Raw genomic sequence first — 18,505 nt, forward strand, 5'->3', positions numbered from 1 at the left:
ATGCAAAAAGTTGAAACGTTGAAAAATCCTATCGTCGAGCAGCGGGCAGATCCTTGGGTTTATAAGCATACAGATGGTTACTACTATTTCACTGCCTCAGTACCTGAGTATGATCGAATCGAAGTAAGAAGGTCAAAAACGATTCAAGGATTAGGCACTGCAGAACCAGTCGTTGCTTGGACTAAACATGAGGATGGAATCATGAGTGCAAATATCTGGGCTCCAGAAATTCATTTCATTGACGGCAAATGGTATATCTATTTTGCTGCTGCCCGCAAGGATGCCATTTTTGACCATCGCATGTATGTGATTGAAAATGACGCACAAAATCCACTCGAAGGAAATTGGGTGGAAAAAGGACAGGTAAGGACGGCTTGGGAGTCATTTTCTCTTGATGCGACCACCTTTAAACATCAAGGTGATTTATACCATGTTTGGGCTCAAAAAGATCCTGAAATCGAAGGTAACTCAAACCTATACATTGCAAAAATGGCGAACCCTTGGACACTTACAGGTCCTCAAGTCATGATTACCACACCTGAATACGACTGGGAGAAAATTGGGTTTTTAGTGAATGAGGGTGCAGCTGTTCTAAAAAGAAACGGGAAAATCTTTATTTCGTATTCTGCCAGCGCTACGGACTATAACTACTGCATGGGATTGCTATCAGCAGACGAAGACAGCGACCTGCTTAATCCGAAATCATGGAAAAAATCACCGGAACCTGTTTTCCAAACAAATGAGGAAAACAGCCAATATGGTCCAGGACATAACAGCTTCACAGTATCAGAGGATGGCAGTCAAGACATCTTGATTTACCATGCTCGAAACTACCGTGAAATCGTCGGTGACCCGCTTTGGGATCCGAATCGTCATGCACGTGCACAAGTGTTCACATGGAATGAAGATGGAACCCCTAACTTTGGCACTCCGGTACCAGATGCAAACTAAGTTCATTCAGTCGATATTATTTCTATAAAGGGAGATTTTTATGGTAAGAGTAACAATCGAAGAAGCGAAAAAAGCACAAGACCTCATTATAGAGCAAAGGGCAGATCCGTGGATTTATAAACATACAGATGGTTACTATTATTTCACTGCTTCAGTTCCTGAATACGACAGAATTGAAGTAAGGCGTTCTGAAACAATTAAAGGAATAGCGGAAGCTGAACCTGCAGTTGCATGGAGAAAGCATGAAACGGGACCAATGAGTGCGCTTATCTGGGCTCCGGAACTTCATTATATTAACGGAAGCTGGTATATCTACTATGCTGCGGCACCGTCAAAGGAAATTGTCGATGGACTTTTTCAACATCGCATGTTTGTAATTGAAAATAAATCTGCTAATCCTTTAGAGGGTAATTGGGAAGAAAAGGGACAAATCAAAACAGACTGGGAGTCATTTGCCCTTGATGCGACTTCGTTTGAGCATAAAGGTCAGCAATACCTTGTCTGGGCACAAAAAGATCCAAACATAAGAGGAAACTCAAACCTTTATATTGCTCCATTAGAAAACCCATGGACCATTAAGGGACCGCAAGTCATGATTACTAAACCAGAATATGATTGGGAAACCATTGGATTCTGGGTAAATGAAGGACCTGCTGTCTTGAAGAAGGACGGCAAAATCTACATTTCTTTCTCTGGAAGTGCCACGGATGAAAATTATGCAATGGGAATTCTAACGGCGGATGAAAACAGTGACGTGATGAATCCGGCATCCTGGAGTAAATCAACAGAACCTGTGTTTAAAACATGTTATGAAACAGGACAATACGGTCCAGGCCATAATAGCTTTACAATTTCGGAAGATGGAAGCAAGGATGTTTTGGTCTATCATGTAAGGAACTACACAGAGATTGTCGGCGATCCGCTATATGATCCGAATCGCCATACCTGTGCAAAGGAATTTACATGGAATCCTGATGGTACACCAAACTTTGGTTTCCCAAAATAAATAAATGACGAAAGAGAAGGTTCATATCAGTTTTTTGATATGAACCCTTTTCTGTAAACTCAAAGGGCGGAGCAGCGTGATGAATAGCTTACAAGATTCACAGGATAGACGTTTGACCCTTCGTGCCATAACATGGCCGATATTTATAGAATTGTTTCTGCAGATGATTATGGGAAGCACGGATATTATCATGCTCTCCCACATTTCTGATGATGTTGTTGCTGCAATAGGTGTCGCAAATCAACTGGTCTTCTTTGCTATTCTGCTTTTTAGCTTTACAGCTACTGGAACAGCGGTTTTAATCTCACAGTATTTAGGTGCTGGTTTGAAGAAAGACGCCAAACAAGCCTCTGCAATATCCTTAACCATCAATTTGGGTATTGGTTTAGTTGTAAGTGTATTGTTTGTGATTTTTAAAGGACCGTTATTAGATATTTTTCACCTTGATAAGGAAATTGCCATAATTGGATACGATTATTTATCCATAGTGGGCGGTACCTTATTTCTACAAGCTATGCTTGTTACTATTTCTGCCATTTTGAGGTCTAATGGCTTCACAAGGGAAGCTATGTTTGTTTCTGTTATGATGAACCTCATCCATCTGGTTGGAAATGCATTAGTCATTTATGGCTGGTTTGGATTTCCTGAAATGGGCGTTAAAGGAGTGGCATTATCGACTGCTTTCAGCAGAGCAGCAGCCTTAGTCATTGCGTTTTGGTTCATGTATAAGAGACTTCCAATCAGAATTGAATGGAAGGATTATGTCGATTTTCAAATGAAGCATATTAAAAAAATATTAAAAATAGGCATACCATCTGCTGGAGAACAACTTAGTTACAATACGAGTCAGATGGCAATGACTGCTATTACAGCCCTTCTCGGTGCAGCAGCTTTGTCTACCCGTGTTTATACGTGGAATATTATGTCCTTTATTATGCTGTTTGCATTAGCTGTTGGTCAGGGAACACAAATTCTAATTGGTTATCGTGTCGGTGCTGGTGATTTTGCAGGAGCCTATAAACAATTACTAAAGAGTCTTAAAGTTAGTTTTATAATTACTATTTTAATAGCAGTCTTTATTGCCATTTTTAGAGAAGCCATTATGGGTCTTTTCACAGATGATCCAGAAATAATAAAAGTAGGAAGTACTCTATTATTATTATGTTTAATTCTAGAACCTGGGAGGACGTTAAATCTCATAGTTGTTAACTCACTTCGTGCAACCGGTGATGCTGTTTTTACTGTAAAAATGGGCGTTCTTTCGATGTGGGGAATTGCCGTTCCGGTATCGTATTTACTAGGAATACAGTTTGGGCTTGGTTTAGCCGGAGTTTGGATTGCCTTTATTGCAGATGAATGGTTTAGAGGAATCGTCATGTATTTTAGATGGAAAAGCAGAGCGTGGGAAAAGAAAGTCCTTGTTGATAAAAAACAAGCAGCTACTGGTTAGAGGCGAAGGAGGAGAAAGGTAAAATGAAATATCGCAGACTTGGAAACAGTGGATTAAAGGTAAGTGAAATCGGATTAGGAAGCTGGCTCACCTATGGAAAATCAGTAAATAATCAGACAGCACATGATTGTATTCATAAAGCATATGAACTAGGTATTAACTTCTTCGACACAGCAAATGCCTATGAAAGTGGAAAGGCAGAAGAAGTATTGGGTGAGGCGTTAAAGGAATATCCAAGAAGTTCATACGCAGTAGCAACGAAGCTATTCTTTCCGATGGGCCCTGGACCGAATGAGCGTGGACTTTCAAGAAAGCATATTATCGAACAGTGTGATGCGAGTCTAAAACGGTTAGGTTTGGATTATATTGACCTCTATCAATGTCACCGCTATGACCCAGAAGTACCCATGGAGGAGACATTGTTTGCTCTTGATGATTTAATCAGGCAAGGAAAAATACTTTATGCAGGTGTGAGCGAATGGAGCGCTGCTCAAATTGAAAAAGGTGTTGGGATAGGAAAGGATTATCGATTAAGACCGATTATTTCGAATCAGCCTATTTATAATATGTTTGAAAGATATATTGAGGATGAAGTTCTTCCTGTATCGATTGAAAAAGGGATTGGACAAATCGTTTTCTCCCCATTAGCACAGGGAGTGCTAACAGGTAAATATAAACCTCATGCAGAAAAACCAGCCAATAGCAGGGCGGCGAACGATGCAACAAACTTTGTCATAAATAGCTATTTCCGGGACGATGTCCTGACAGTGGTACAGAAATTAAACGGTTTAGCTTCGGAGCTAGGGGTTACGATAAGTCAATTAGCATTGGCATGGATTCTCAGACATCCAATCATTAGTTCGGCAATTATAGGAGCAAGCAGGACGGAGCAAATTGAAGAAAATGTAAAAGCGGTGGATATCAAGCTGGAGCAGGATGTATTACTTGCGATTGATTCAATCCTTGAAGAAGTAAAAGACTTTGCACCATTGAGATAAAAATACAATTAAAAGCGGGTGATTTTTTTATGAAGGTCTATAAACATGGGGATTCTCTGGTAACCGAGATTAAGGAAACGCGAATTCATGATGGTGTTGTTTCGTTTTGGAATTTAGGACAGGCTGGGATTTTAATTAAAGGCAGAGAGGAAGATGGATTCATCTGTATTGATCCATATCTATCAAACAGTATTGAACAGACAAATCCTGAAACAGAATTTAAACGGGCATTTCCACCTGTTCTTTCTCCAGTCATGTTGGAAAATGCAGATGCTATTTTAATCACTCACGAACATGATGATCATCTAGACTTTGCTACATTAAGGGAAGTTGGACAAAAAGGGGAGAAACCGACTTTTGTAGTTCCTGCTCCACTCGTATCAATGGTCGAAACGGAAACAGGCAGCAAGAATATTGAGGCTGCAAAACACAATGAATCTTTTCGTATAAAGGGATATCAGATTACACCTGTTCCAGCAGCACATACAAGTTATCAAGTCGATGTACATGGTAATCATCTATATTTAGGTTATCTCATAGAAGTAAATGGTGTTCGCCTGTTTCATAGCGGTGATACGATTGTCACCCCGGAATTGATTGAGAAGGTAAAAGAGTTTAAACCTCATGTTGTATTCCTCCCGATTAATGGCGGCGACTACTTCCGTTCTTCTCGAGAAATCGTTGGAAACATGAGCTATCGCGAGGCCGTGGAATTTTCAATTATGGTTGGTGCTGATCTCATTATTCCGATTCATTATGATATGTTTCCGAATAATCGGGAGAATCCTGCTTATTTTGTAGATTACTTGTTTACTCATTATCCAAATCAAAAGTTTCATATGATGGCACCCGGTGAACGTTTTATTTATCACTTGTAAGCAAACGGCGGTAATAGGTCGAGAACTCAAACACTTGGAGGATTAATAGATGAATTACTCAAAAGGATTTGATAACGTAAATTTTTACGAAATGGATTGGGACCTAAAAGGCGATCTATGGGCCCATGATCCGGTTTTAGCTAAGGAAGATTCTCGCTGGTATGTTTTTCATACTGGAAATGGCATTCAAATAAAAACGTCTGAAGATGGAGTTAACTGGAAGCAGGCTGGACAAATATTTCCGTCATTACCTGAATGGTCTAAGCAGTATGTACAGGAAAAAGGGGAGGAAAGTATTTGGGCACCAGATATATATTTCCACGATGGAACGTATTATATCTACTATTCTGTGTCTACCTTTGGGAAGAATACATCCGCCATCGGTTTAGTAACCAATACCACGCTTAACCCCGAAAATCCTGATTACAATTGGGTGGACAAGGGATATGTGATCCATTCGAGTGAGACTGACAACTACAATGCCATTGATGCCAATTTGATATTCGACCAAGAAGGTGTGCCATGGTTGAGTTTTGGTTCATTCTGGTCCGGAATCAAGCTCTTTCAATTGGATCCTGTATCGATGAAGAGGGCAGAGGGCACGCAGCTTTTGTCTATTTCGAGCAGAACGGAACAGCCAAATACCATTGAAGCGCCTTTCATTGTCTACCGTAACGGCTATTATTATCAATTTGTATCTTTTGATTTTTGCTGCCGTGGAATAGAAAGTACCTATAAAATTGTCGTTGGCCGATCAAAGAATATTACAGGGCCATATTTTGATCGAGATGGGGTGTCAATGATGGAGGGAGGAGGAACACTGATTGACGCGGGAGATGAAAGATGGATTGGTCCTGGGCATTGTGCTGTTTATTTTTCTGGCGACTCGTCCCTTCTTGTCAACCATGCCTATGATGCTTTGAAAAAAGGAAAACCAACTTTGAGGATAAAACCATTGTTTTGGGATCAAGAAGGCTGGCCGCATATCTAAGAATAGAAAAGACTTTGGGGCAGTGCGCCTCAAAGTCTTTTTTACAATTACTAGGCAGCTAGGCTTAATTTTTGTTTTCTCCGGTAAACTACCTTTGATAATAAAACACTGCACTCATATAAAAAGATGAGTGGGATTACTACTAATATATCGGATAGTAAGTCCGGGGGAGTAATTAATACTGCGGTGACGATAAGTACAAAATAGGAGTATTTTCTAATCTTTTGCAATCGGTATGGGTTCAACACTCCAAGACTTGTCAGGAACATAATCACGACAGGCAGTTCAAATAAAAAACCAAAGGGCAATGTCATATGCAGCAGGAACTGAAAATATTTTTCTGTGGTAAAGAAGGTCATAAACATATCCTCCGATAAGGAGAGAAGGAATTGAAAAACAATTGGGAAAATGACAAAATATCCGAAGCTGATTCCCGCGATAAAAAGGAAGAATAAGGCTGGAATGTAAGCAAGTGTGACTTTCCTTTCCATTTCCTTTAAAGCTGGCCGAACAAACAGCCAAACTTGAAAGGCGGCTATAGGGATTGTCCCTGAAGTAGCTATGACACAGGACAGTACTAAGTACACCCATAAAATATCGCTTGGTCCTAAAATAGCCAACTTAACCTCTAAATCTTGAACAAGCCAATGATAAATATCCTCTACATAAACAAAAGATAAAATGAGAAACACCATAAAGGTTCCAAGTATTATTATCAGTCGTTTTCGTAATTCTTCAAAATGCCCGATTAAATCCATCTCATGTGGTGTAGACAACGGTTTCCCTCCTTAAAAAAAGATGCAAGCACCACCTGCTGCCCGCATCTTTCGTAGATAAACATTTAAATACTTTTTTCTTCTTTTTTTGACTGTACTTTATCGGCGGAATCATCTGCGACCAAATCGCGGGTTGATTTTTTAAATTCTTTTAGGGTTGAGCCAACAGCACGACCTAGTTCTGGGAGTTTTGCTGGTCCGAAAATGATTAGTGCGATGACAAGAATGAGAATTAAACCTGGGACGCCAATATTTTGAAACATAGAATAACCTCCTTAGATAGCTTCTTTAGCTTTTTTTCGTATATGTCCAAAACTGAAAAGCTTATATTTGGCTTTATTTTTACAAAGATGACAACGAAAGCTTTCTTCCTCTGCTATGACTTTAACATGGGGAATGAACATAAGCTTTAAGGCATCTCTTACATGGCTTGAACAAACGAACATGGTGAGAAATGGCTCCTTCCACATAAACTTATTTAAAGCTTCCGCCTTGGACGGCAATTAAACAAGAGCGGCCAAACGTTTGACCAGGGTATGGGTTCCATGTGCTTGGATGCTGTACATCTAAGAATAGGGTTCTCTCATCAGGAGTTAACCAAGGACCTGTTACTTCACAGCCTTTTGGACCTGAAGCAAATTGGAAGGGTTCCCCGTAATTTTTCCCATCAGTTGGAATCATGAATACTCCACAGTTCTTATAAGAAGCATATTGATTCGTTTCTGTTGCAGCGTAGTCTTCTACGACCCAAAGGTTCCCTTTGCTGTCAAAGTGCAGGTTATCTGGGCAAGTAATTCCGCTTTGCTGTCCGCCGGCAACAAATACTTCAAAAGTGAAGGCTTCACTTGCATGGTCACCGTTTTCCGGAACAAATCGGACAATTTGACCATGAAAATTACCATGACCAGTATTGTTTGTTAACGCTAAGAAAACTGTTCCATCGTGAGGATGAATTTCCACGTCTTCCGGACGGTCTAATTTAGTTCCGCCTGCGGCTAGACCTGCTGCTCGTGCATTTGTTAGGACATCTGCTTGGTCAGCAAATTGCCCCTGAAGCTTAGAGTTTGCTGCGTGATCAAGGGCAATCCATTTTTGCTGGCTCATGCTGGCGACATATAAAGTTCCGCTTTCTAAGATATCGAAATTGGCCTCGCGATTAACAGGATTGAACTTCTTGCTGCTAATAAATTTATAGAAACAAGCATCACCTTTATCATCTCCCATATAAACAACCACTCGGCCATCGTTGGTTAAGCCCATTGCGGTATTTTCGTGGGCAAAACGGCCAAGGGCAGTATGCTTGCGAACAGGTCTTTTCGGATCAAAGGGATCAACTTCGACTACCCAGCCGTAATGTTCATCCGTAAAATTTGGCCAGCCGTAGTCATCCCCATATTCTGTGTTTTCTTCACAGGATAGAACGGTATTCCATAAAGTACGTCCGCCGCTGCAGTTTCCTAATGAACCAACTACAGTCTTAGCACCGCCTACATACTTGCTTCCTCGTGCAGGGCCTGTTAATTCAATTGGAGTATTGCCGTCGACACGGCGATTATATGTATCATCAACAACAAGCTTCCAACCACCCTTTTTTTCTTTTTTTACGTGGATGACGGAACCACCGACAGCCTCTTTTTCCATTTTTAGAAGCTCTGGATAGTTTGCTAGATTTTCTTTTTTAAAAGTAGATTGATTGATTCCTAACATTTTCATATAGTTTTCTGGCTCAGGGAACTCGTGATTTACCCAGATTAAGCCTTCTTCAGAATTGTTTCCGCCCTTTAAGCTGTCCATTGGAAAATAAACAGTTAAGTCAGCAGCATCCCCAAATTTTTCACCCTTTGAGTTAATCACATCACCGTAGGAAGCGATAATGGAGTAATCATACCCTTTAGGTAGGACCATCTCATTTTCCCATGAGCGGCTGATTGGTTTAAATGGTGTAGTCAGCGGCTTGCCCTTTCCAGATGGCTGTCCATTCATTAAATGATTTCCTGTCATAGCGTTTCCTGTTAATGCCCCAATCCCAGATGATGCGGCAACTAATGCTGCGGTACTGCTTCCCACATAAGTTAAAAATAAACGGCGATCCATACAATCATTCTCCCTTTGATTCGATTTATAACTTCCACTATGATTATAGGCAGTCCAAAATCGAATGTTAATTAAGGGAGTGTAAAGAATTGTAAAGAAAAAATGAACTATTTTAATTATCTGTAAATTTGGTAAAGAAATGTCCAAAGAATAAGGTTTGTAAAGTAGAGTATAAATTGTGATAGTAATCATATTTTTTGTGTGAATTTCTTTTGTTAGGGAACTGAATAATAAGAAGAGCAATGAATGGAGGGTATTATAGGTATGGAAGGTTTTCACCAGAAACCAAATATTTATGTCGGCGAAGTCACTATTAAAGTGAAGGATTTAGATAATGCTTTAACTTTTTACCAAAATATTATGGGATTTCAGGTTCTGGAAAAAACAAATCGGAAGGCAGCTCTAACGACGGATGGAAAAACCACATTAGTGACTCTTGAGCAGCCAGAAAATGTTATTCCGAAAGAAGGACGAATGTCAGGACTTTATCACTTTGCTATTCTACTGCCAACTCGTGCAGATTTATCCGTTTTTTTACGTCATTTTCTCGGTACTGGATACCCGCTGGGTGCAGCCGATCATTATGTAAGTGAAGCCCTCTATATTAATGACCCTGATGGGAATGGGATAGAGGTCTACCGGGACCGGCCTTCAAAAGAATGGAACTGGAAAAATGGTTTGGTGGATATGGCGACAGAGGAATTGGATGGGAATAGTATCCTGGCAGAAAGTGATGCGGAGTGGAATGGACTGCCAGAGGGGACGTTAATGGGACATATTCACCTTCATGTTGGCGATTTGAAGAAGGCAGAAGAATTCTACATAAAGGGACTGGGCTTTGAGATTGTCAGCCATTATCCACAAGCGGTCTTTTTGTCAACAGGCCGATACCACCATCATATTGCTATAAATACTTGGCAGGGAGTGGGGGCGGCGGCAGCTCCTCAAAATAGTGTAGGTCTAAAATGGTATAGTCTAGTTTTTCCTGATGAGGCAGCCAGGGAAAAAGCGGTGCAGAACCTGCAGCAGTTAGGGTCATCGGTACAAAAAGAAACAGAGTATTATGTTGTAAGCGATCCATCAGGAAATCAAATTAGGTTGGTACTATAACATCTATTTTAAGCCTGATTCCCTTTAAAACAGGGAATCAGGCTTTTATTTTGAGTTAATTGGAAAAATATCCAAAATTGGGCTGTCAAACTTTTGGTGGTTGTGATATTGTACATTACAACAGTAATGTACTATATCGGAGAAAGGAGGAAAAGGGTTTGATTCTTAATATGGACGGAAGTCAGCCGATTTATTTGCAAATCGCTGAATGGTTGGAAAGAGAGATTTTGAACGGAAATTTTGGCAGTGACCAAAAAATTTACTCACAGTATCAGCTTGCTGAATTGTTTACGATTAATCCAGCAACCGCCGCAAAGGGCTTAACAATTTTGGCAGAGGAAAACATTTTATATAAAAAACGTGGACTTGGAATGTTTGTTTCACCGACCGCGAAAGAAATTATCATCAATAAACGGAAAAATCAAACCTTAAAAAAGTTAGTCCTTGAGATTGCGCTGGAAGCAGAACGGTTGGACGTGAGCAAAGAGGAACTAATTCAAATGATAAATGATGTAAATACGGGGGAGGCAGGGGAATGAGAGTCATCGAATGTAATGGATTAACCAAGGTTTATGGAAGAGCAAAAGCGTTGAATAATCTATCTTTTACAATTGAAGAAAATAAGATTACGGGTTTAATAGGTCGTAATGGAGCGGGGAAATCGACGCTGCTAAAAATTATTGCCGGCTTCTTACGAGAGACTTCAGGAGAAATAAAGGTTTTTTCAGAAAAACCGTTTAACAATCTAATGGTCTCAGCCAATGTTATTTATATAGATGACCAAATGAATTTCCCGACAGCCTTAACATTGAAGGAAATTCTAAATGTATGTCCGACTTTTTATGAGAAATGGAATCATGAGCTTGCCGGCCGCCTTTTTGATTATTTTTCTTTCCAATCAGCCCACTATTACAACGATTTATCTAAGGGGATGAAAAGTACATTTAATATGATAGTAGGATTATGTGCTCGATGTGCTTTAACGATGTTTGATGAACCCACTACTGGGATGGATGCTGCTGTCCGTAAAGACTTCTACCGTGCATTGCTTAAGGATTACATCTCATATCCCCGGACCATTTTACTTTCGAGTCATCACTTAAATGAAGTTGAGGACTTATTAGAAGATATCCTGCTCCTTAAAGGTGGCAGAGAATATCTGCATATGCCGATAGGAGAACTAAAAGAATGGGCCATTGGCATTCAAGGATTGACAGGGAAGATAAACGAGTGGGCAGAAAACAAAGAGGTCATTTATACGAAAAATATCGGATTAGACCGTACGTATGCTGTTGTTAGAAATACCCTTTCTGATACGGAAGCTCAACAGGCCAAGACATCAGGTCTCTCCCTAACGCCTGTATCCTCTAGTGATGTATGTGTGTATTTAACAAGTAAAACAAAAGGGGGAATTGATGATGTCTTTAGTGAAGACTAGTATGCTGGATATTGTTATAAATCTATATAAATACAAATTAAAGGCGTATAAACAAGTATTTATGTCGCTCATTTTTATCCAGTTATTAGCGGTACTTTTCTCTTTTAATGGCGTTGGCATGATGGGCTCAAGCACTGAAAGTATTGAAATCGATGTTCAGTTTTATTCCGCTGATCTGGTTATTACTTTTACTATATTATGGGCCTTTATTACAGCGATATTGATTACAACATCTGCTTATAAAAATGATGATTTTGCATTTGTAACCAATCGATTAAGCAGTAATCTTTCAAACATGGTATTTTTACTAACAGCCAGTATCGTTGGGGGAATCACAGCGATGCTATCAACCTCATTGATGAAAATTATCATGTACCTATTTGGCGGACATGGGCATATTGCTGCTAATCTTTCACTATCAGAAGTAGTACTTGGATACAGTTCAACGATTCTCTACATCTTACTTTTTTCCGGACTCGGGTACTTTATTGGAACACTTGTACAGGTAAGCAGAATATTTGTGGCAGTAATCCCAGGAATTTTTATCGGAGCGGGAATCCTTGGTGCGGGAAGCAGGGGCTTTGAATGGGTGAAGAGCATCTATCAATTTATATTTACCGAACCATCCATTTTATTATTTGTTCTAAAAGTACTTGTAATAGTTGGATTGCTCTTTACTGGTTCTATTGCATTGTCAAATAGAATGGAGGTGCGGTAATGACTTTTGTAATGCCTTTTCTTATAATTTTGATGATTATCTATGCATTTATAAGAGTTATGAACAGTGGCAGGATGAAAAAAAGGATCCTGGGAAGTCGTTTACGTTGGATGCTGGGCGGCTATGCTGCTATACTCCTTATTTGTACAGGTGTGAGTCCCTTACTTCCTGATAATAAAGAAATAAACTACAAAATCCTAAATGATACCCAAGACTTGGATAAAGAAAGCACAGAGTTATATGAAGCAGCGAGTGAGGGAAATATCGATAGTATAGACAATAAATTCATCAATAAGAAATGGAGTCTCGATTACGTGGGGCAGAAGCTTGCAATTGCAACCGAAAACGATGAGCTTATTAGTACCGCGATAATTGTGGAGAGAAAAACCACGAATGATGGGAAAATTGAAGCAGTACACTACAAAACACGATCGGGCGTAAATAACATGGAAATAACGGAGCTAGAAAACCCTCTTCGCATAGAACTAAATGAAAATACATTAACAATCATGAATCCAGAAAAAGTACAACTCAAATTCTCCCAATTTCAGCAGGCATTCACAGTCAACCAATTCACAGGAGAAAAACCCTTCAGCCGAGCCACCCATTTTTATGGTGGAACCAGCATCCTTTACCTAAAAATACCTAAAGACCTTGAACTGGTTGATAAATCCGGAATAAATTATCAATTTATTGAATAATTACGGTGCCAATTTACGGTGCCTGTCACCGCTCGTGGACACTGTCCACCTGAGGCGGACAGTGTTTCGTGGCAAAAAACATTGTAAACGCTAGAGTATCTTCATAATTGAAGGTACTTTTTTATTTGTTCTGAAGGGCGCAGCAGTCATAGATGGTTTTATCGAAGGGGTATAATTGTTTGGTTTGAGAAGGGGGGAAGTTGTGAAAAATGATGAGGAGATTTTTTTATGAGGGAGGTTGGTTGAAGTGATTCAGAGATTTCTATTGCTGATAAAAAGTAGTTTTTGGATGACACCTGGTTTGTATTGTGTATTTTCAATGCTTTTGGCAATCTCTGTGATAACGATCGATACAACATTTTATCAACAATTCGAACATACTATTCCAACTATCTTTCTTACTAGTGTAGAACTTGCACAAACTATTTTAGGAGTTATTGCAGGTTCGCTTTTAACCATGACGACAATAACCTTTTCAACGATTATGGTTGTTCTAACTACATATTCCTCTCAATTTTCACCTAGAACATTACGTAATTTTGTTACCAGCAAGATTACCATGCGGGTGTTAGGGGTATTTATGGGAGGTTTCGTATATTCCATTTTTTCTCTTCTATTTATGAAAAGTACTATGGACCATCCTGTTATATCATCCGGTGTAGGAGTCATTTTTGCTTTGGTATGTTTAGGTTATTTTGCTTATTTTATACATCATGTTGCTACTTATATACAAGTTACTAATTTGATTGATCTTTTAACCAAAGATGTATTGGAAATAGTTCAAACAAAGCTTGAATTAGTGAAAAATGAAGAGCATGTTTCAATTGTAAAGACTCCATATCAAAAGCCGCCGCAATACAAAATAAAAACTAATCTTTATAGTAATAACTATGGGTATCTTCAATTATTGGATTATAATGAGATGTTACGATTAGCCATTGAAAATGATCATATTATTGAGATAAACCAAAACATTGGCCAGTTTATTACGGAAAATACAAATATCTTAACGGTTTATCATCATGGAGAAAATTTAAATGTAGATTATCATCCTTTTATTACAGTCGGAAGTGATAGAACAACGATGCAGGATGAAGAAATGGCTTTGAAAAAAATAGTAGAAATTACCTTAAGGGCTATTTCACCTGCCATTAATGATCCGAACACGGCGATTGATTGTATCCATCATCTCGGATTAGCATTAGGTAAGGTATGTAATTTGGATGGAAATTACATTATATTTAAGGATGAACATGGATTGGAAAGAGTCATATTACCTCAAAGAAGATTTCATGAGATTTTATATACAACCTTTTACCAGATTATCCACTATGGAAGAGAAGATATATCTGTCATACTGGCAATCTTTGATGCATTAATCATGATAGTCGAAAACAACAGAAAAAAAATCAAAAACATCGTATGGGGATTCAGTAATTACATACTCGAAGGAATAAATCTAGATCAACTAAAACAACTAGACCGAATAAATTTACAAGATAAACTAGCAATACTAAAATCACTCAGTGAAAATTAAATTAGTGATGTCTAAATAAAAAATGATAAAATATTAGAATCGAAATTATAGAATAGTAAAAACAGCGGTGACAGGCACCGCTCGTGGACACTGTCCGTGTGGAATGGACAATGTTGATTTTCAGGCTGTCTGTCGTGTCTGTTGCCAATAATCTATATAAAAGATACCTTGGAGAGGAGCGGGACATTTGAATATTACTTTAAGTCAAAAACGTATTAAAGAAATGTGTGGAACAGTCTCCTTTAAACGAGGAGATTCTTTTTATAGAGCAGGTAAAGTGTTTTTTGATGATTATAGTCCAGAGCATTGTGAGGCGACGGTTAAAGGGACAGAGGATTTCTATGTCACAATAGATATAGAAGAAAGTGGAGATCTACGAACATCGTGCAGTTGTCCAACCCTCGCTTCTGTTAGAACGGATTGTCAGCATATTGCAGCAGTTTTACTAGCTGTTTATGATTATCAGCAGCAAGGAACTACCCCAATTGTGGTAAGTGATGTTGACTCTTCAACTAAACAGGCGCTGACCACTGGATTAATCAACCTTTTCAGTGATCAGCCTAAACGAAAAAGCGGACATCAGCTTCATTTTGAGAATAGACAGGTCCTTGAAGCGAATTTTCTTTGTACACCAGTTGATATCGGAAATTACCGCATCCTATTAGGAGTAAAATTGGAGATTGGACACGTTAAAGTAAATAATATCCGCCAGTTCTTATCCAATATTATAGAAGGAAAGCAAAGTGTTCTTTCCGAAACTTTTACCTTTGATTCTAATCAGCATTGCTTTCAAAAAGAGACGGATAATGTCATTCAACAACTATCCCAGGTGCTGCAGGATGAAAAAATGTATGTTAGCACCATAACAAACAATTTTGATGAACTGTACAGCCCTGATCAGTTACTCATACCGCCATCCTCTTGGGAAAGGTTGCTTTCGTTATTAGTAAAGGCGCCATTTGTGAAAGTTGAGAATAAAGGGGTAACATTTGAAGGCTTGGTGTTATCGGAAAAAATCCTGCCCCTAAAGTTTGTATTTGGGCCATCAGCAGGCAGGGGCTATCATTTGAGGATTAAAGGGTTAGATCATTTAACCATACTAGATTCTTATCACTTTGTTCTATATAAGGGCAAGTTTATTCGGCTTGAAGAAACAGATTGCAAACGATTAGCAGACCTCGATGAACTGTTAAAGGCTTCGAAAACAAATCAAATAGAGATTCCACATGAGCAAATTGATTATTTCATAGAAACTGTGGTCCCTGGATTAAAGAAGCTTGGTGAGGTTGAATTGCCTCAAAATTTAACGAATACCTACAGGAGAGAGCCTTTAGCTGCAAAACTTTATTTAGATAGGTTGAAAAACCGTCTGTTAGCTGGATTGGAGTTTCAATATGGAAATATCGTGATCAACCCATTAGAAGACCGTGACGTGAAGACGGGCACCATACTAATCAGGGACGAAGAAAAGGAAAATCAAATCATTCAATTGATGGAAGAGAGCTCCTTTGCTCGTACGGACAGCGGCTATTACTTGCATAATGAAGAGTTGGAGTATGAGTTTTTATATCATGTTGTTCCGAAACTGCAAAAGCTTGTACAAATTTATGCAACAACGGCAGTCAGGAACCGGATTTTTAAAGAAAATGCTATCCCAAAGATTAGAATAAAGGTTAAAAAAGAGCGGACCAATTGGCTGGAATTTAAATTTGATATGGATGGAATTCCGGAGAGACAGATAAAAGAAGTGTTAGCTGCACTTCAGGAAAAAAGGAAATATTATCGTTTGCGGAACGGTGCGCTGCTCTCGTTGGAGACGAGAGAATTTGAAGAAATTCAACGCTTTCTAAAAGCAGCACCTGTCCAGGCGGAGGATCTTGAAGCAGGGTTGAATGTTCCAATTGTTCGGGGTTTAAAATTGCTGGATTCTGTTGAAGACAGCTCAACATTTACACTTGAGGAGTCGTTCCGTCAGTTTTTGGATACCATCTATCATCCAAGTACTATGCAGTTCGAGGTACCAGAAGTAGTTGAGCCGATTTTAAGAGGCTATCAAGTCCAGGGTTACAAATGGTTGAAAACTCTGGCTAGTTATGGATTTGGAGGAATTCTTGCAGATGATATGGGATTGGGAAAAACAATTCAAAGTATTGCCTATATCCTTTCAGAGCTTCCGAACGTTCGTAATAAACGGCACCCGGTTCTAATCGTTTGTCCAGCCTCATTAACCTATAACTGGCTTAGTGAAATCCATAAATTTGCTCCAGGAGTACATGCAGTTATATTAGATGGAACTAAAACAGAGCGGACAGCTAAACAAAAACAAATATTAGATACAGATGTTGCAATAACCTCATATCCTTTGTTGCGTAAGGATATTTTGTGGTACGAGAAGCAAACCTTTCATACCGTGTTTTTTGACGAAGCCCAGGCTTTTAAAAATCCTATAACGCAGACAGCAAGAGCAGTTAAGAAAATACAGTCAGATTACCGTTTTGCGCTGACTGGGACTCCAGTAGAAAATTCTTCAGAAGAGCTTTGGTCCATTTTTCATGTCGTATTTCCTGAACTATTCCAAGGGCTTAAGGATTATAGTCACTTAACGAGAAAGCAGATTGCAAGAAGAGTCCGTCCATTTTTACTTAGAAGGTTGAAGGAAGATGTTCTAACAGAGCTTCCTGAGAAAATTGAATCTGTTGACTTAGTAGAATTACTACCAGAACAGAAGAAGCTATATGGAGCTTATTTAGCGAAGCTTAGACATGACACGCTGAAACATTTAGATAAGGACACACTTCGGAAAAATAAAATAAGAATCCTCGCTGGATTAACAAGGCTGCGGCAAATCTGTTGTCATCCAGGTTTATTTGTAGACGGGTACAAGGGAAGTTCTGCAAAATTCGAACAATTGCTTAGGATTATTGAGGAAGCAAAGCTTGCGGGAAGAAGAGTGTTGATCTTTTCCCAATTCACAAAGATGCTCCAGCTAATCGGGAGAGAAATGGCTGTTCAAGGAATGCCTTTCTTCTATCTTGATGGACAAACCCCGTCGGAAGAGCGTCTGGAGCTTACAAATCGATTTAATGCAGGGGAACGTGACTTGTTTCTTATTTCCTTAAAGGCAGGAGGAACGGGTCTGAACTTAACGGGTGCGGACACGGTTGTCCTTTATGATCTATGGTGGAATCCAGCGGTTGAAGAACAAGCGGCAGACCGAGCACATCGGATGGGGCAGACAAATATTGTGCAAGTCATCAAGTTGGTTGCCCGAGGCACTATTGAAGAAAAAATGAATGAACTGCAGGAAAAAAAGAGAGAATTAATTGAGGAAATAATCGATTCAAAAGATAAAGGAAGTTCTTCTTTAACTGAAGAAGATATTCGAGAGATATTGATGATATAAGGAAATGTCTACATGATTAATGTATTGTAACTAATCAAACGTTTGATTAAATTGAATTAATAACTTTTATAAAAAATTAATCAAACGTTTGATTAAACAGGCAGGAGTCCGTATATACTTAAATTTAAATTGCAAAAAAGGTATTGACTCATTCTTTATATAATAGTAATATAGTAATTCCCGATAGGGGACATTCATTTAAAAAGAATGTTAACGAAATGTATGTTAAAAAAAGTATTGACTTTATTATTGAAATAAAGTAAAATAATTTTTGTTGTTAATTACGAAATGATTTTTTTAAAAAAGTGATTGACACGAAACGATAGGAAATGTTACAATGAATCCTGTTGTTAAAACATTGCTCTTTGAAAACTAAACAAACAGTAACGTCAACAAACAATTTTTTAACTTTCTATAAAAGTTAAGCCAACGTAACAAATGAGCTATATCAACT

The 18,505-nt window shown here is 38.8% G+C and carries 16 protein-coding genes; 13 read left to right on the top strand and 3 right to left on the bottom strand.

Annotated elements, in window-relative coordinates:
* The 6 genes from H0184_RS11365 to H0184_RS11390 all read left to right on the top strand — a co-directional run bounded on the left by H0184_RS11365 (position 1) and on the right by H0184_RS11390 (position 6,274).
* Positions 1-951 (top strand): glycoside hydrolase family 43 protein, encoded by a 951-nt coding sequence (locus tag H0184_RS11365; protein WP_221824535.1) that lies wholly within the window; start codon positions 1-3, stop codon positions 949-951.
* 40 nt (positions 952-991) lie between these two features.
* Positions 992-1,957 (top strand): glycoside hydrolase family 43 protein, encoded by a 966-nt coding sequence (locus H0184_RS11370; RefSeq protein WP_221824537.1) that lies wholly within the window; start codon positions 992-994, stop codon positions 1,955-1,957.
* 79 nt (positions 1,958-2,036) lie between these two features.
* Positions 2,037-3,407: an MATE family efflux transporter gene (locus H0184_RS11375; RefSeq protein ID WP_221824539.1), complete on the top strand. Its 1,371-nt coding sequence runs from the start codon at positions 2,037-2,039 to the stop codon at positions 3,405-3,407.
* Positions 3,408-3,430: 23 nt separating this feature from the next.
* Positions 3,431-4,405: an aldo/keto reductase family protein gene (locus H0184_RS11380; protein WP_221824541.1), complete on the top strand. Its 975-nt coding sequence runs from the start codon at positions 3,431-3,433 to the stop codon at positions 4,403-4,405.
* A 29-nt stretch (positions 4,406-4,434) separates the two neighbouring features.
* Positions 4,435-5,283 carry an MBL fold metallo-hydrolase gene (locus H0184_RS11385; RefSeq protein WP_221824542.1) on the top strand — a complete coding sequence of 283 codons (849 nt, stop codon included), beginning with the start codon at positions 4,435-4,437 and terminating at the stop codon, positions 5,281-5,283.
* Between the two features lie 49 nt (positions 5,284-5,332).
* Positions 5,333-6,274, top strand: a complete 942-nt coding sequence (locus H0184_RS11390) for a family 43 glycosylhydrolase (RefSeq protein ID WP_221824544.1) — start codon at positions 5,333-5,335, stop codon at positions 6,272-6,274.
* A 50-nt stretch (positions 6,275-6,324) separates the two neighbouring features.
* Here the strand turns inward: H0184_RS11390 and tatC are convergent, their stop codons facing one another.
* The 3 genes from tatC to H0184_RS11405 form a co-directional block, all read right to left on the bottom strand.
* Positions 6,325-7,032, bottom strand: a complete 708-nt coding sequence (gene tatC / locus H0184_RS11395) for a twin-arginine translocase subunit TatC (protein WP_221824595.1) — start codon at positions 7,030-7,032, stop codon at positions 6,325-6,327.
* 83 nt (positions 7,033-7,115) lie between these two features.
* A complete protein-coding gene (tatA, locus tag H0184_RS11400; protein ID WP_221824547.1) occupies positions 7,116-7,313 on the bottom strand; it encodes a twin-arginine translocase TatA/TatE family subunit in 198 nt (65 codons plus the stop codon).
* A gap of 211 nt (positions 7,314-7,524) precedes the next feature.
* The gene (locus tag H0184_RS11405) at positions 7,525-9,144 is read right to left on the bottom strand and encodes a PhoX family protein (protein ID WP_221824549.1); all 1,620 of its coding nucleotides are present in this window, start codon (positions 9,142-9,144) and stop codon (positions 7,525-7,527) included.
* 264 nt (positions 9,145-9,408) lie between these two features.
* Between H0184_RS11405 and H0184_RS11410 the strand changes: the two genes are divergently transcribed.
* From H0184_RS11410 to H0184_RS11440, 7 genes are all read left to right on the top strand, one after another.
* A complete protein-coding gene (locus H0184_RS11410; RefSeq protein WP_221824550.1) occupies positions 9,409-10,254 on the top strand; it encodes a VOC family protein in 846 nt (281 codons plus the stop codon).
* 158 nt (positions 10,255-10,412) lie between these two features.
* Positions 10,413-10,793, top strand: coding sequence for a GntR family transcriptional regulator (locus H0184_RS11415; protein ID WP_221824552.1), 381 nt, complete (start codon positions 10,413-10,415; stop codon positions 10,791-10,793).
* Positions 10,790-11,692 (top strand): ATP-binding cassette domain-containing protein, encoded by a 903-nt coding sequence (locus H0184_RS11420; RefSeq protein ID WP_221824555.1) that lies wholly within the window; start codon positions 10,790-10,792, stop codon positions 11,690-11,692. Before H0184_RS11415 ends, H0184_RS11420 begins: the two co-directional genes overlap by 4 nt.
* Complete coding sequence (locus tag H0184_RS11425; RefSeq protein WP_221824557.1) at positions 11,673-12,410, top strand: hypothetical protein; 738 nt, start codon at positions 11,673-11,675, stop codon at positions 12,408-12,410. Before H0184_RS11420 ends, H0184_RS11425 begins: the two co-directional genes overlap by 20 nt.
* Positions 12,410-13,111 carry a hypothetical protein gene (locus tag H0184_RS11430; RefSeq protein WP_221824572.1) on the top strand — a complete coding sequence of 234 codons (702 nt, stop codon included), beginning with the start codon at positions 12,410-12,412 and terminating at the stop codon, positions 13,109-13,111. The genes H0184_RS11425 and H0184_RS11430 overlap by 1 nt, the downstream gene beginning before the upstream one ends.
* Before the next feature lie 247 nt (positions 13,112-13,358).
* Entirely contained in the window at positions 13,359-14,648 is a 1,290-nt protein-coding gene (locus H0184_RS11435; RefSeq protein ID WP_221824574.1) for a DUF2254 domain-containing protein, read from the top strand.
* Positions 14,649-14,835: 187 nt separating this feature from the next.
* Positions 14,836-18,051 carry a DEAD/DEAH box helicase gene (locus H0184_RS11440; protein WP_221824576.1) on the top strand — a complete coding sequence of 1,072 codons (3,216 nt, stop codon included), beginning with the start codon at positions 14,836-14,838 and terminating at the stop codon, positions 18,049-18,051.
* Positions 18,052-18,505 lie beyond the last annotated feature (454 nt).

It is taken from the genome of Neobacillus niacini (assembly GCF_019749295.1).
In the GTDB taxonomy this organism is placed as follows: Bacteria; Bacillota; Bacilli; order Bacillales; family Cytobacillaceae; genus Neobacillus; species Neobacillus niacini_D.

Coding starts and splice junctions, on each gene's coding strand:
- H0184_RS11365 (WP_221824535.1), top strand. CDS start 1: ATGCAAAAAGTTGAAACGTTGAAAAATCCTATCGTCGAGCAGCGGGCA.
- H0184_RS11370 (WP_221824537.1), top strand. CDS start 992: ATGGTAAGAGTAACAATCGAAGAAGCGAAAAAAGCACAAGACCTCATT.
- H0184_RS11375 (WP_221824539.1), top strand. CDS start 2,037: ATGAATAGCTTACAAGATTCACAGGATAGACGTTTGACCCTTCGTGCC.
- H0184_RS11380 (WP_221824541.1), top strand. CDS start 3,431: ATGAAATATCGCAGACTTGGAAACAGTGGATTAAAGGTAAGTGAAATC.
- H0184_RS11385 (WP_221824542.1), top strand. CDS start 4,435: ATGAAGGTCTATAAACATGGGGATTCTCTGGTAACCGAGATTAAGGAA.
- H0184_RS11390 (WP_221824544.1), top strand. CDS start 5,333: ATGAATTACTCAAAAGGATTTGATAACGTAAATTTTTACGAAATGGAT.
- tatC (WP_221824595.1), bottom strand. CDS start 7,032: ATGGATTTAATCGGGCATTTTGAAGAATTACGAAAACGACTGATAATA.
- tatA (WP_221824547.1), bottom strand. CDS start 7,313: ATGTTTCAAAATATTGGCGTCCCAGGTTTAATTCTCATTCTTGTCATC.
- H0184_RS11405 (WP_221824549.1), bottom strand. CDS start 9,144: ATGGATCGCCGTTTATTTTTAACTTATGTGGGAAGCAGTACCGCAGCA.
- H0184_RS11410 (WP_221824550.1), top strand. CDS start 9,409: ATGGAAGGTTTTCACCAGAAACCAAATATTTATGTCGGCGAAGTCACT.
- H0184_RS11420 (WP_221824555.1), top strand. CDS start 10,790: ATGAGAGTCATCGAATGTAATGGATTAACCAAGGTTTATGGAAGAGCA.
- H0184_RS11425 (WP_221824557.1), top strand. CDS start 11,673: ATGTCTTTAGTGAAGACTAGTATGCTGGATATTGTTATAAATCTATAT.
- H0184_RS11430 (WP_221824572.1), top strand. CDS start 12,410: ATGACTTTTGTAATGCCTTTTCTTATAATTTTGATGATTATCTATGCA.